Genomic DNA, 13,831 nt, shown 5'->3' with positions numbered 1-13,831 from the left:
CAATGACGGGACGTTTACAAGAAAAAGTAATCGTCATTACAGGTGCTTCTAGTGGAATTGGAGAGCAAGTTGCAATGCAGGTTGCAGAGCAAGGGGCGACGCCGGTATTAATGGCTCGAACAGAAGAGAAGCTACAAGCATTAGCAGACAAAATTAAAGTAACTTATAATACGCCTTGCTATTACTATGTATTAGATGTAAGTGAAGAAACGAAAGTACAATCTGTTTTTTCAAAGGTATTACAAGAAGTAGGCCGTATTGATATATTGGTAAATAATGCTGGGTTTGGTATTTTTAAAACGTTTGAAGATGCTTCAATGGATGAAGTAAAGGATATGTTTCAAGTAAATGTATTTGGATTAGTAGCTTGTACGAAAGCGGTATTACCTAATATGGTAAAAAGGAACGAAGGACAAATTATTAATATTGCTTCATTGGCTGGAAAAATTGCAACTCCGAAGTCGAGTGCTTATGCAGCAACAAAACACGCTGTATTAGGATTTACGAATAGTTTACGTATGGAGTTATCTAACACAAATGTGTATGTAACAGCAATTAACCCAGGACCGATAGAAACGAACTTTTTTGAAATAGCCGATCAATCAGGTACATATGTGAAAAATATGGGACGTTACATGTTAAAACCAACATATGTAGCAGAACAAATCGTAAAGGCGATGCAAACGAAAAAACGTGAAGTAAACTTGCCGAAGTGGATGGGAATGGGGCCAAAGCTCTACGCATTATTCCCAGGTTTATTTGAACGCGTTGCAGGCAAATCATTAAGTAAAAAATAGGAGATTTCCATATGGAAATCTCCTATTTTTTATTTTCCAGTCACATAATCGTAAACGATATCCTCAACAGCCTCGTATACATCAATTTCAGTATTTGAATGAATTATCATTTGAATATGTTTAATTAGCATTTCCTGATCCTCTTTTGAAACAGGATTACATTGATATTGCCGAAAACTTTTTATAATCATTTTCTCAATTAATTTTTTATTCATGTTTTTCCCCGCCTATATGTATACATGTATTGTTTTATTGTACTTGAAGTGAAATGAAAATACTACTATGCACTACTTTTGTATAAAAATGCACTTGTATATATTGTTTTTATAGCAAAGTTAGTATTTTCAAGTTTTTAAAAATTATAAATATTTAATTGACTTTATAATTATGCAATATTATAATCAAACTTAATTTAAAGAATAGATATGAGGAGGAGCTTATGAAAGTCGCAATTATTGGAGCAACTGGATATGGAGGTATTGAGTTAATTCGGTTATTAGAGCAACATCCATATTTTTCGATAGCATCTCTCCATTCTTTTTCACAAGTCGGTGAATTTATAACAAATGTATACCCGCATTTTCGAAATGTTCTTGTCCATACGTTACAAGAAATTGATGCGGAGAAAATAGAGAAGGAAGCTGAAATTGTATTTTTAGCAACCCCAGCGGGAGTATCGGCAGAGTTAACACCAAAATTATTGGCAGTAGGTTTAAAAGTAATTGACCTATCTGGAGACTTTCGTATGATAGATCCCTCGTCATATGAATTGTGGTATAAAAGGCCAGCTGCACAGGAAGAACTTCTTAGGAAAGCAGTATATGGATTAAGTGAATGGAAAAGGCCTGAGATCCAAAATGCAAATTTAATTGCAAACCCAGGATGTTTTGCTACAGCTGCATTATTAGCGGTAGCGCCGTTAGTACGTAGCGGCATGATTGAAGAAGCTTCGATTATTATTGATGCGAAATCAGGAGTATCTGGAGCGGGCAAAACGCCAACAACAATGACTCACTTTCCTGAGTTATACGATAACTTACACATTTATAAAGTTAATCAGCATCAGCATGTTCCTGAGATTGAGCAAATGCTTGCAGAGTGGAATCGTGAAACGAGGCCAATCACGTTTAGTACACATTTAATACCGATATCACGAGGGATTATGATTACACTTTATGCGAAAGTGAAAAAGGAAATGAAAATAGAGCAACTTCAAAAGTTGTATGAAGAAACGTATGAATACTCAGCTTTCGTTCGAGTTCGCTCGCAAGGAGAATTTCCAAGTCCGAAAGAAGTAAGGGGCTCAAATTATTGTGATATTGGGATAGCTTACGATGAAAGAACAGAAAAAGTTACGGTCGTTTCTGTTATAGACAATATGATGAAAGGTGCGGCAGGGCAAGCAGTTCAAAATGCAAATTTATTAGCGGGACTAGAAGAGACAACGGGTTTACAGCATATGCCGCTTTATCCATAAGGGGGAAATTATGATTAAAGCATCGTCTATTACAAAATTAGCAAATGGTTCAATTGTTACACCAAAAGGCTTTTTGGCAATCGGTACTGCAAATGGTCTGAAAAAGGTGAAAAAGGATATGGGTGCAATCGTTTGTGAGGTGCCAGCATCATGTGCCGCTGTGTATACAACAAATCAAATACAAGCAGCGCCGTTGCAAGTAACGAAGGATAGCATAGCAGCAGAAGGGAAATTACAAGCAATTGTTGTAAATAGCGGCAATGCAAATGCTTGTACGGGGATGAAAGGATTGCAAGATGCTTATGAGATGCGAACATTAGGAGCGGAACACTTTGGAATAAAAGAAAAGTACGTCGCAGTCGCTTCAACAGGTGTAATTGGAGTACCTTTACCGATGGATATCATTCGAAAGGGAATTGAATCTCTTGTGCCAACAAAGGAAGTAAGTGAAGCTTATTCTTTTTGTGAAGCAATTTTAACGACAGATCTTATAACGAAAGAAACTTGCTATGAGATGATAATTGATGGGAAAGCAGTGATCATTGCTGGGGTCGCAAAAGGATCAGGGATGATCAAACCGAATATGGCAACGATGCTTAGTTTTATTACAACAGACGCCAATATAGAGCATGAAGTATTGCAAACAGCATTATCACAAATTACGAATCATACGTTTAATCAAATTACGGTGGACGGAGATACTTCTACAAATGATATGGTCATCGCTATGGCAAGTGGATTATCAGAAACGAAAACGATGAATATGGAACATGAAGACTGGGAAACTTTCGTAGTTGCTTTACAAAAGGTATGTGAAGATTTAGCGAAAAAAATTGCACAAGATGGTGAAGGTGCTACGAAGTTAATAGAAGTAAATGTGCTAGGAGCTCTAACAAATGAAGAGGCAAAGAAAATTGCAAAGCAAATAGTCGGTTCGAGTCTTGTGAAAACAGCGATATATGGTGAAGACCCAAATTGGGGGCGAATTATTAGCAGTATTGGACAAAGTGAAGTAGAGATTAATCCGAATACAATTGATATTACTCTTCAATCTATCGCTGTGTTAAAAAATAGTGAATCTCAAATGTTTTCTGAAGAGGAAATGAAAAAGAGATTACAAGAACATGAAATTATTATTGATGTGTATTTACATTTAGGAGAAGAGAACGGATCAGCTTGGGGCTGTGACTTAAGCTATGAATATGTAAAAATAAACGCTTGTTATCGTACATAAGGAGAGGGAAGATGAGCGATTATATTGTAGTGAAATGCGGCGGTAGTATGTTGGATCAATTAAATGATGTGTTTTTTGATTGTATAAAGAAATTGCAACAAAAGTATAAGGTAGTGATTGTTCATGGTGGTGGTCCAGAAATTGATGCCAAATTAAAAGATTGTAACATCAAAGTAGAGAAAAGAGATGGGTTACGAGTAACACCAAGAGAAGTTATGGATATTGTTCAAATGGTGCTATGTGGAAGTACGAATAAAAAACTCGTAATGAATTTACAAAAGCATAATTTACTTGCGGTAGGTTGTTCAGGATGTGACGGCAATTTACTTCAAGTTCAACCTGTCAGCAAGGAGATAGGATATGTGGGAGAAGTAAGTTATGTCGAAACAGCCTTACTAAAAGGGTTAATAAATATGAATTATATTCCTGTTATTGCTCCAATCGGGATAAATGAAAATGAGATTTATAACATAAATGCGGATAATGCTGCAGCTGGAATTGCGGCAGCATTATCTGCAAAGGAACTCATTTTTATTACAGATGTAGATGGAATATTACATGAAGGAAAATTAGTAAAGAAAACGGACGAATTTGAAATTGATACTTTTATTGAAAAAGGGGTTATTACAGGCGGGATGATTCAGAAAGTACAGGCGGCACTAGCGTCATTAAAAATGGGAGTGCAAAAGGTAAGTGTCGTGAATGGTACAAAAGACTTTGCTGAAGTTACCGGAGAGTGTATTGGAACGACGGTAACGAAAGGAGTGAGTATCGTATGACAAGCCATCTTTTTCAAACATATGGAAGAAGAGAAATTGAATTTCTAAAGGGCAATGGGGCGAAAGTTATTGATAAAAGTGGTGAGCAATATTTAGATTTCACTTCTGGTATTGGAGTATGTAACTTAGGACATTGTCATCCTACTGTGATGAAAGCTGTACAAGAGCAACTTGATGATATATGGCATATATCTAACCTGTTTACAAACAGCTTACAAGAAGAAGTCGCGTCATTATTAACAGAAAATATAGCATTAGATCATGTATTCTTTTGTAATAGCGGGGCAGAGGCGAATGAAGCAGCTTTGAAGCTAGCCCGTAAGCATACTGGAAAATCTCTCGTCGTAACATGTGAGCAGTCTTTTCACGGGAGAACATTTGGAACGATGAGTGCGACGGGGCAAAATAAAGTGAAAGAAGGATTTGGTCCGCTCCTTCCGTCTTTTTTACATATCCCTTTTAACGATATAAAGGCGTTAGAGGAAGTAATGAATGAAGAAGTTGCGGCGATAATGGTAGAAGTTGTTCAAGGAGAGGGAGGAGTCATACCTGCTGATCTATCTTTTTTGAAAGCAATTGAAGCATTATGTAATAAGTTTGGCTCCTTATTTATTATAGACGAAGTACAAACGGGGATAGGAAGAACAGGAACACTATTCGCTTACGAACAAATGGGAATAAAACCTGATATCGTTACCGTTGCAAAGGCACTAGGAAATGGTATTCCTGTTGGAGCGATGATTGGTCGGAAAGAGCTCGGAACGTCGTTCACTGCAGGATCACACGGTTCAACTTTTGGCGGGAATTATATTGCGATGGCTGCAGCGAAAGAAGTATTACAAGTAAGTAAAAGACCATCGTTTTTAAAAGAAGTACAAGAAAAGGGCGAGTACGTATTAGAGAAGTTGCAAGAGGAATTACGACACGTTGAATGTGTTCAAAATATTCGTGGTAAGGGACTTATGATTGGAATTGAGTGTAAGCATGAAGTTTCAAGTTTTATAGAACAACTAGAAAAATCAGGACTTCTCGTATTACAAGCAGGGCCTAATGTTATAAGACTATTACCGCCACTCATTGTAACGAATGAAGAGCTAGAACAGGCAATATATATGATAAAAAAAGTGGTTTGTACAAAAAATGCATCAATCATATAAGGGGGAAATTTCATGTCAACTGTACAAGTACCGAAATTAAATACGAAAGATCTTTTAACACTAGAAGAATTGACGCAAGAAGAAATCATTTCTTTAATTGAGTTTGCTATATATTTAAAAAAGAACAAGCAGGAGCCTTTATTACAAGGAAAAATATTAGGGCTCATTTTTGATAAACATTCAACTCGTACTCGCGTATCTTTTGAAGCAGGAATGGTACAGCTCGGAGGACATGGCATGTTTTTAAGTGGGAAAGAGATGCAAATTGGAAGAGGGGAGAGCGTTTCAGATACTGCGAAAGTGTTATCTCATTACATTGACGGGATTATGATACGTACATTTTCACATGCGGATGTAGAAGAGCTTGCAAAAGAATCGAGCATACCTGTAATTAATGGATTAACGGATGATCATCATCCATGTCAAGCGTTGGCAGATTTAATGACGATTTATGAAGAAGTGAAGACATTTAAAGGAATTAAATTGGCTTACGTAGGTGATGGGAATAACGTATGTCATTCATTGTTGTTAGCGAGTGCGAAAGTCGGAATGAATATGACTGTTGCAACGCCTGTAGGGTATGAACCGAATGAGGAAATTGTAAAAAAAGCGTTAGCGATTGCTGAAGAAACAGGAGCTGAAATTGAAATTTTGCATAACCCTGAACTAGCGGTGAGTGAAGCGGATTTCATTTATACTGACGTTTGGATGAGCATGGGGCAAGAGGGAGAAGAAGAGAAATATACTTTATTTCAACCTTACCAAATCAATAAAGAACTTGTTATGCATGCGAAGCAAACATATCGTTTCTTACACTGTTTACCTGCCCATCGTGAAGAAGAGGTAACAGGAGAAATTATAGATGGACCACAGTCTATCGTATTTGAGCAAGCTGGTAATCGATTACATGCGCAAAAAGCATTATTAGTAAGTTTATTTAAAAATGTAGAAGAGCCTTCCTAAATGATGTGCACCCCAATTGTTAGACACGAATAACAATTGGAGGTGTATTTTTTATGGTTAAATTCTTACTAGAAGAAAAAGTAAATGAAATAAAAACATATTCCCTTCAGTATACACTGAATGTACTTAATTATATGGATAGACGAGGGATATCCATTAGAGAAATAGCTACTTAATTTTTTATCTAACCTTTTGGGCCCTGTTCACCAGGAAGGCTCTTTCCTTTACTTCACATGCACATAGGCTTCATTTGTTGTTAAGCAGGTTTTATGTTATATAAAGACTTTTGGTTAGCCTGAAGTTTCCGTATTTACATTTTTTTCTTTTTATCTCGTAATTTTAATTGGGAGAGGGAGGAAAAAAATGGTTCAAATTAAAGTAACACCTGAAATGCTAGAAGAAGTTGCTAATCGTGCAAGTAATACTCGAATCGCATTAGAATCTATACATAATAAATTATGTAATGAAATAGATCAATTGTGTTTTCAGTGGATTGGTGCCTCCAATCAACAGTTCATTCAAATGTTCAATGATGCGCGACCAAAAGCTTTTACATCTATTCATTCACTTGTAAAAGTAGAAGAAGATTTGAAACGAATTGCTGAGAAATTCCGCAATACAGATAATCAAGATGTTACAATGGAAAAAGGTGCAATGTGTGGACCACTATCATCAGAAAAAGAGGGTTTTGATGGTAAAAAACTAGCTAGGGATATAGCGGGTGAAATAAGTGGGGAGTATGATGTTCGTCGTGTTTGGGATGGTATTGATCCATCTACTGGCGAAAAACTTTCGGGGTGGGAACGTGCAGGGGCAGGTGTCATGGCTGTAGCCGGCCTTACACCCTTTGGAAAGATAGCTAAAGTAGGAAAAGGAGTTAAAATGACTGCTAAGGCTACTGAGGCTGTGAATAAAGCTAAAAAATTACCTGTGGAGAAAGTCAATGGAGTTAATGGTGCGGATAAAGCTCTATTGACTAATGAAGGAAAAGTTGGAACCTATAAACAACTTGTGAAACAAGGAACTGCTTTTGATAATATTACTCCACATCATATGCCTTCTGCACAGAAAATGAAACAAGCTGGTATAAAAAGGAATGATGGTGTGAGTATGAATATGGAACAACCTCATCCTGGAACTGGTGGGAGACATCGTGAAACATATACATATGGTCTATCAGGAGAAAAATCGCAGGCGTATTTAAACCTTAGCTTTCGTGAGGCCTTATCTCATGATATCTTGGATGCTCGAAAAATTTATATAAAAGATGGTTTATATACTGCTGAGATAAGAGAAGGTTTAAGAGAAGTTATTAAAAGAAACAAAGAGCTGTATCCGCATTTATTTGATAAATAAAACATGGAAAGGATGATTACCTTTGGATATTAAGAGTCATTTAAAAAGACTATATGATAATCGTTTATTAGAAAATGAAAATGAGATACGAGATTTTAATGAGTCATTAATGGAAGTAATAGAGTACAATGACGTCTCTGTTATTACAGATTTATGTTTAGTTCTGGATGATGAGACTGAGCAATTTGAGGTTATGTTTGGTTTGATTCATGGAATAGAGAGCTTATATAAAAATAACATAGAAGAAGGACTTGTATGTATTGTTAAAGCTTTTCCAAAGATGATTAACTCAGCTAAAGAATGGGTAGAAATTTTACATTATAGAATTCTTAATCACCCTCAAGTAAGATTAGCATATGGAAAAGTACTTTCGGGATTTGATCCATCAATTACGATTAGTATTAAAGAATTATTGATTGATATAAAAAATGAAGACCCTGATATGTTTAGTGAATCTGTTAATGAGGTAATTAAGAGCATCTAACCATCTAATGTTTAAAGTTGAAACGATATATAAGCACATAAGGCAAGCTAACAGAAAAGAATTTATTATTGGAGTGGAAAGAAAAAGAATAAGAATAAGCTATTAAAAAGTACATACTCCATGATGGTTGTACCATCATGGAGTACTGTGTGCAATGATAGAATAGAAAAACGAAGTACGAGCTTAGGCGAGATGACATTTTACTGGATGATGAATATAAACACATGGAATGGACATAAAACTAATGAACTCGTACAAACTCGTAAGTTTTAACGTAGTAGTTGTCACAACATATAAAGGCTGTCAAACTGTTACTACAAAACTTAGAAATCTATGCTACTTAAAAACAGATGAACTTAAAGCACTGGGTTGTCGATTAAAGGCAACAAGTGCTTTTTTCGTCTTGATATAAAAATAAATGACATGGGACAAACATTAGGAGAATAAATAAGAAAAAAGCCGTCCAACTAAAGTGCACCTCAAATTTTTAGACACGAATAACAATTAGAGGTGTGCTTTTTTATATTGAAATGTCGTATGTATATTTGGTTAACCATCTCTATATCATTTATAATAAAAAGAGTAAACTACATTTGTTTTTCATATCATGTAAGGACATACTAGATAGAAAAAATATAGTTAAAGAGATGATGAATTTGAAAACAACTAAGAAAACATATTCGTTTTTTCAGCGGATGTGGAGAATATTAAAGTTTCAATATTATAAGTTGCTTCGATCACCAGAAGGAGCAAAGAAAGTGTCGTTAGGTTTTGCGATTGGATTTGGTTTAGAAATGTTGGTAATTTATACGGCATCGCTCGTGTATTTAATATTTTATCCAATTGTCAGGTTAGCAAAAGGATCTTTTCCAGCCGCAGTCATTGGTAATATTATTGGGAAAATATCGTTTCTCCCAGTATTTTTATTTCCATTTGCTTATGCGCTAGGAAAAATGATTTACCCATTTCATGTACAGAAAATACATCATGAACCATTTACGATATCAGATTTGTTTTCGAGCCATATTTTTACGATGTTAAAGAGCTTATTACAGAGTGAAGTATATGTATTAATTGGTATGACGATAATAGGAATTGTGTTTGGGGTAATTTCATATTTCGTTGTGCATTATTTATATGAAAAGAATCGTAAGTTACGTTTGAAGAAAAGAAAGAAACAAGTGAGAGAACCACTTGTTCAAATATAAAGAATGTCACATTCATTTTCTCCTTTGAATATGTTTAAGAAAAAGGGGGAGAGAATGAATGTATTATTACTATGTACCTCAAGTATATCCATATACAAATTATTATCCTGTAACTGGAGTGAGACAGCAATTCGGAGTATATCCGCAGCAACAAATACAGCAAATGCAGCAAATGCAACAGCCTGAGCAGCAACTTGTTCAAGAACGAAAACCGTATTTAATGACATGGCCGTATTCAAATGTATACTATGGTAATTATTACGAATCATAAAGCTGCTTCTATTTAGAAGCAGCTTTATGCGTTTGTTTTCAAAATTAAATTTTGAATGGTTTTAAGAGAATAAATGAGCTTTTCGCGCTCTTCCTCAGATAATGTTTGAAAATTTTCTTTTAGTTTGCCTAAAATGAATTGCTGATACTGACTTACTAACATTTTCCCTTCAGTTGTTAGGGAAATTAAAATGACCCTTCGATCTTTTTCGCTATAATGACGCTCTATTAGCTCTTCTTGAATAAGTTTGTTTAATAGAGGGGTCATGTTAGGCCGTGAAATCGCTAGCCGCTTGCCAATTTCTGAAACTGCTAATGTACCATTTTCATGCAAAAGCAGTAACACTTGCGTATGTGATGGCGGCATATGTCTTTGAGAAGAAAACTCTCCAGGAAGCATAAATTTGCGATAAAAAAGAGGCACTAGCGAAAGAAGATGATCAACAATACGTTCCCACTCGCGTGATTCCATATAACGGCCCCCTTCCACTATCATTGTAACAAAAAAGACAAGGTATAAAAATAGAATTGTTTCATGGTAGCCTTAATATTTGTAGGATAACACTTGCTTTGTAAATGTATTGGCAATAATCGTATAACCGTTATCATTTGGGTGTACTTGGTCAAATAGTAAATCTTTTTTATCCTTCGATATTAATTTGCGAATTGGTAAAACAATCGACGGTTGATGTGCTTTTGAAATAGAATAAATAGAATCATTCCAACCATCTAAAAACATATCTGCATAACTTGCGATGGAGTCATCTAGTTGTAAAGGGTTATAGAGTTCAGATAGAATGAGTAAAGCATTCGGATTTTGATCTCGAACGGTCTTTACAATGTTTTTTACATCCGTTTCAAAACGGGCTTTTTCTTTATTTAACATTTTAATACCATCTATAACACCTACATCACGATTTAAGCGGAATAAATTATTTGCTCCAATATTAATAGTAATTATATTTGCTTCCCTAATTTTTTGTTGAACTTCTTCTGACTGGACTTTTTTAACGAGACGATCTGTAGTGAGACCATTTACACCGAGGTTTTCTACCCTAATTGGTTTATGAATTTGTCCTTCTAATTGTTTAGAAGCTAATTCGGCAAATCCCCCTTGTGTAGATCCATATCCTTTTGCAAGTGAATCACCTAATACGAGGTGATAAAAGGAATCATTCGTTTGCTTATCAATCCAACTGGGAGCAGATGTTTTTTCTGTTTTTCTTTCAGTTTCTTTTTGTTTTGTCTCATCGTTCTTTTCAAAATTAGAATAAGAAATGATTAGAAGGAGGAGACAAACAATTGTTAAGATGACTTTTCTCATAAATTCATCCTCCTTGTAATTGGTAATTGTATCATATTCAGCAGTATTAGCAATGTAAGGGCATATTATATGTTTATGAAAAGTTTATAATAACTTTACAGAAAATTTGTTGAAGTTTGTCAAAAAATATTGACGATATGAAAGAACTTTATATATGATAATGTCAGATAAGGTGAAATTATTGTTAGTGGAGCATGATTTCCTACTAATGATGTATCTTAACCAATCGGGCGTTAAAGAGCAGTGGAACCTTTTGTTTACCTATTTCTTTGAGGGAGCAGTCTGTTGTTCGTTAACGTGGGATAAAGTGAAAAGCATCGCTCTAATAGAAGAAAAAAGGTATGTGGTTAGGGACTGATAGAGATGCACTTCATTATTTTGGGGTAATTGTATAAGGGGGATTTTTTGTGAAAAAGTCAAAAAAAATGCTAGCTGGAGCAACACTTGCTATTGGCGTTATAGCACCGCAAGTGTTGCCGACAACAGCTCATGCAGAGGAAAAAGCTGGGGAGAGTACAGTTAACTTACGAATTTTAGAAACATCAGATATTCACGTTAACTTAATGAATTACGATTATTATCAAACGAAAACAGATAATAAAGTAGGTCTCGTGCAAACTGCAACACTTGTTAATAAAGCACGTGAAGAAGCGAAGAACTCTGTCTTATTTGATGATGGGGATGCATTACAAGGGACACCGCTTGGAGATTATGTAGCGAATAAAATAAATGATCCGAAGAAGCCTGTGGATCCTAGTTATACACATCCATTATATCGTGTAATGAATTTAATGAAGTATGACGTCATCTCTCTTGGGAATCATGAATTTAACTACGGTTTAGACTATTTAAACAAAGTAATTAGTAAAACAGAGTTCCCGGTTATTAACTCGAACGTCTATAAGGATGATAAAGATAATAATGAAGAGAACGACCAAAACTACTTTAAACCATATCATGTTTTTGAAAAAGAAGTAGAAGATGAATCAGGTCAAAAACAAAAAGTGAAAATTGGCGTAATGGGATTTGTTCCACCTCAAGTTATGAACTGGGATAAAGCGAATTTAGAAGGAAAAGTGAAAGCAAAAGATATAGTTGAAACAGCGAAGAAAATGGTGCCAAAAATGAAAGCAGAAGGTGCAGATGTTATCGTTGCACTAGCGCATTCCGGTGTTGATAAGAGTGGATACAACGTTGGCATGGAAAACGCGTCGTATTATTTAACAGAAGTTCCTGGTGTAGATGCAGTATTAATGGGACATTCACATACTGAAATGAAGGATGTATTTAATGGTGTTCCTGTTGTAATGCCTGGTGTCTTTGGAAGTAACCTAGGTATTATTGATATGCAATTGAAAAAGGTAAACGGAGAATGGGAAATACAAAAAGAGCAATCGAAGCCGCAACTACGTCCGATTGCTGATAGTAAAGGGAATCCATTAGTACAATCCGATCAAAGATTAGTTAATGAAATTAAAGATGATCATCAAGCGACAATTGATTATGTGAATACAGCTGTAGGAAAAACGACAGCGCCAATTAATAGTTATTTCTCATTAGTACAAGATGATCCTTCTGTACAACTTGTGACAAATGCACAAAAATGGTATGTAGAAAAGCTATTCGCTGAAAACGGACAATATAGTAAATATAAAGGAATTCCAGTATTATCTGCAGGAGCACCATTTAAAGCGGGTGGCCGAAACGGTGCTACATATTATACGGATATTCCAGCAGGGACGTTAGCAATTAAAAACGTAGCGGATTTATATGTATATCCAAATACGTTATATGCTGTAAAAGTAAACGGGGCACAAGTAAAAGAATGGCTTGAAATGTCTGCTGGTCAGTTTAATAAAATTGATCCAGCGAAAACAGAAGAGCAGCCACTAGTAAATATAGGTTATCCTACATATAATTTTGATATTTTAGATGGTCTAAAATACGAAATTGACGTGACGCAACCAGCGAAATACGATAAAGATGGTAAAGTTGTAAATGGAAATACGAATCGTATTGTAAATATGACGTATGAAGGTAAGCCTGTAGCTGACAATCAAGAGTTCATCGTAGCTACAAATAACTATCGTGGAAGTAGTCAAACGTTCCCTGGTGTAAGTAAAGGGGAAGTTGTATACCAATCACAAGATGAAACACGTCAAATCATTGTGAAATATATGCAAGAAACACCAATTATTGATCCAGCAGCAGATCAAAATTGGACGTTTAAGCCGATTGTTGCAGATAAATTAAATACAACATTTGATTCTTCACCAAATGCACAAAATCATATAAAGAAAGATGGAAAGATATCATATGTTGGACCATCTGAAAATGAATTTGCTAAATATGCAATTGATATAACGAAGAAGAATGATGATAAGGAAACTGGTGGAGAGAATCCAACGACGCCACCAACAGGTGAAGGCAATAACGGAGAAAATCCAACGACACCACCAACAGGTGAAGGTAATAACGGAGAAAATCCAACAACACCGCCAACAGGTGAAGGCAATAACGGAGAAAATCCAACGACACCACCAACAGGTGAAGGCAATAATGGAAATGAACCAAAACAAGATGGAAATAATACAGGATCTGGACAAACTACAACGGATAATCAAAACTCAAAAGAAACAACAACTGTAAGTGAAAATAAAGAAGAACGTGATTTACCGAAAACAGGTACAAGTGTTGCTTCTACAATTGGAGCAGGTCTGGCGTTTGTTGGAGCGGGATTACTTATGTTATTTAGAAGAAAGAAAGCGAATAGATAGCCGAG

Annotated in this window: 14 protein-coding genes; 11 read left to right on the top strand and 3 right to left on the bottom strand. The window is 35.5% G+C overall.

The genetic code is table 11. The features are described from left to right. The first annotated feature begins 2 nt into the window (after positions 1 to 2). Positions 3 to 797, top strand: coding sequence for an SDR family oxidoreductase (locus MKY90_RS21050; protein ID WP_002129013.1), 795 nt, complete (start codon positions 3 to 5; stop codon positions 795 to 797). Between the two features lie 29 nt (positions 798 to 826). Here MKY90_RS21050 and MKY90_RS21045 read toward each other — a convergent pair whose 3' ends face one another. Continuing rightward, on the bottom strand, positions 827 to 1,012 hold the full coding sequence (locus tag MKY90_RS21045) for a YqzH family protein (RefSeq protein ID WP_002014960.1): 186 nt from the start codon (positions 1,010 to 1,012) through the stop codon (positions 827 to 829). Between the two features lie 224 nt (positions 1,013 to 1,236). Here MKY90_RS21045 and argC point away from each other — a divergent pair, with 224 nt between their 5' ends. The 9 genes from argC to MKY90_RS21000 all read left to right on the top strand — a co-directional run bounded on the left by argC (position 1,237) and on the right by MKY90_RS21000 (position 9,726). Then, positions 1,237 to 2,274 (top strand): N-acetyl-gamma-glutamyl-phosphate reductase, encoded by a 1,038-nt coding sequence (gene argC / locus MKY90_RS21040; protein WP_003191291.1) that lies wholly within the window; start codon positions 1,237 to 1,239, stop codon positions 2,272 to 2,274. A 10-nt stretch (positions 2,275 to 2,284) separates the two neighbouring features. Continuing rightward, a complete protein-coding gene (gene argJ, locus MKY90_RS21035) occupies positions 2,285 to 3,508 on the top strand; it encodes a bifunctional glutamate N-acetyltransferase/amino-acid acetyltransferase ArgJ (protein WP_341092464.1) in 1,224 nt (407 codons plus the stop codon). 11 nt (positions 3,509 to 3,519) lie between these two features. Beyond that, positions 3,520 to 4,287, top strand: coding sequence for an acetylglutamate kinase (gene argB, locus MKY90_RS21030; RefSeq protein ID WP_341092462.1), 768 nt, complete (start codon positions 3,520 to 3,522; stop codon positions 4,285 to 4,287). Beyond that, positions 4,284 to 5,444: an acetylornithine transaminase gene (locus MKY90_RS21025; protein WP_215599361.1), complete on the top strand. Its 1,161-nt coding sequence runs from the start codon at positions 4,284 to 4,286 to the stop codon at positions 5,442 to 5,444. The genes argB and MKY90_RS21025 overlap by 4 nt, the downstream gene beginning before the upstream one ends. 12 nt (positions 5,445 to 5,456) lie before the next feature. Then, complete coding sequence (gene argF / locus MKY90_RS21020) at positions 5,457 to 6,407, top strand: ornithine carbamoyltransferase (protein ID WP_061674752.1); 951 nt, start codon at positions 5,457 to 5,459, stop codon at positions 6,405 to 6,407. Between the two features lie 363 nt (positions 6,408 to 6,770). Continuing rightward, on the top strand, positions 6,771 to 7,763 hold the full coding sequence (locus tag MKY90_RS21015) for a WXG100 family type VII secretion target (RefSeq protein WP_098167383.1): 993 nt from the start codon (positions 6,771 to 6,773) through the stop codon (positions 7,761 to 7,763). Between the two features lie 22 nt (positions 7,764 to 7,785). Further along, on the top strand, positions 7,786 to 8,247 hold the full coding sequence (locus MKY90_RS21010) for an Imm30 family immunity protein (RefSeq protein WP_002190613.1): 462 nt from the start codon (positions 7,786 to 7,788) through the stop codon (positions 8,245 to 8,247). Positions 8,248 to 8,903: 656 nt separating this feature from the next. Continuing rightward, positions 8,904 to 9,455 (top strand): DUF2062 domain-containing protein, encoded by a 552-nt coding sequence (locus tag MKY90_RS21005; protein WP_033728147.1) that lies wholly within the window; start codon positions 8,904 to 8,906, stop codon positions 9,453 to 9,455. Between the two features lie 58 nt (positions 9,456 to 9,513). Next, positions 9,514 to 9,726 (top strand): hypothetical protein, encoded by a 213-nt coding sequence (locus MKY90_RS21000; protein ID WP_088034343.1) that lies wholly within the window; start codon positions 9,514 to 9,516, stop codon positions 9,724 to 9,726. 24 nt (positions 9,727 to 9,750) lie between these two features. Here MKY90_RS21000 and MKY90_RS20995 read toward each other — a convergent pair whose 3' ends face one another. Continuing rightward, complete coding sequence (locus MKY90_RS20995; RefSeq protein WP_002088507.1) at positions 9,751 to 10,197, bottom strand: MarR family winged helix-turn-helix transcriptional regulator; 447 nt, start codon at positions 10,195 to 10,197, stop codon at positions 9,751 to 9,753. 72 nt (positions 10,198 to 10,269) lie between these two features. Then, positions 10,270 to 11,049, bottom strand: coding sequence for a GDSL-type esterase/lipase family protein (locus tag MKY90_RS20990; RefSeq protein WP_002143069.1), 780 nt, complete (start codon positions 11,047 to 11,049; stop codon positions 10,270 to 10,272). 407 nt (positions 11,050 to 11,456) lie between these two features. On the opposite strand from MKY90_RS20990, the gene cpdB reads away from it, so the two are divergent. Continuing rightward, positions 11,457 to 13,826, top strand: a complete 2,370-nt coding sequence (gene cpdB, locus MKY90_RS20985) for a bifunctional 2',3'-cyclic-nucleotide 2'-phosphodiesterase/3'-nucleotidase (RefSeq protein WP_098167385.1) — start codon at positions 11,457 to 11,459, stop codon at positions 13,824 to 13,826. Positions 13,827 to 13,831: the final 5 nt, after the last annotated feature.

Source organism: Bacillus sp. FSL P2-0099 (assembly GCF_038007445.1).
Lineage (GTDB): Bacteria > Bacillota > Bacilli > Bacillales > Bacillaceae_G > Bacillus_A > Bacillus_A mycoides.
Note: the sequence above shows the minus strand (reverse complement) of the source record. Positions and strands in the feature narration are given on the sequence as shown.

Bases quoted from the DNA above. Each gene is read 5' to 3' on its own strand.
- argF (WP_061674752.1), top strand. From the start codon at position 5,457: ATGTCAACTGTACAAGTACCGAAATTAAATACGAAAGATCTTTTAACA.
- argC (WP_003191291.1), top strand. From the start codon at position 1,237: ATGAAAGTCGCAATTATTGGAGCAACTGGATATGGAGGTATTGAGTTA.
- MKY90_RS21000 (WP_088034343.1), top strand. From the start codon at position 9,514: ATGTATTATTACTATGTACCTCAAGTATATCCATATACAAATTATTAT.
- MKY90_RS21015 (WP_098167383.1), top strand. From the start codon at position 6,771: ATGGTTCAAATTAAAGTAACACCTGAAATGCTAGAAGAAGTTGCTAAT.
- argJ (WP_341092464.1), top strand. From the start codon at position 2,285: ATGATTAAAGCATCGTCTATTACAAAATTAGCAAATGGTTCAATTGTT.
- argB (WP_341092462.1), top strand. From the start codon at position 3,520: ATGAGCGATTATATTGTAGTGAAATGCGGCGGTAGTATGTTGGATCAA.
- MKY90_RS20990 (WP_002143069.1), bottom strand. From the start codon at position 11,049: ATGAGAAAAGTCATCTTAACAATTGTTTGTCTCCTCCTTCTAATCATT.
- MKY90_RS21025 (WP_215599361.1), top strand. From the start codon at position 4,284: ATGACAAGCCATCTTTTTCAAACATATGGAAGAAGAGAAATTGAATTT.
- MKY90_RS20995 (WP_002088507.1), bottom strand. From the start codon at position 10,197: ATGGAATCACGCGAGTGGGAACGTATTGTTGATCATCTTCTTTCGCTA.
- MKY90_RS21050 (WP_002129013.1), top strand. From the start codon at position 3: ATGACGGGACGTTTACAAGAAAAAGTAATCGTCATTACAGGTGCTTCT.
- MKY90_RS21045 (WP_002014960.1), bottom strand. From the start codon at position 1,012: ATGAATAAAAAATTAATTGAGAAAATGATTATAAAAAGTTTTCGGCAA.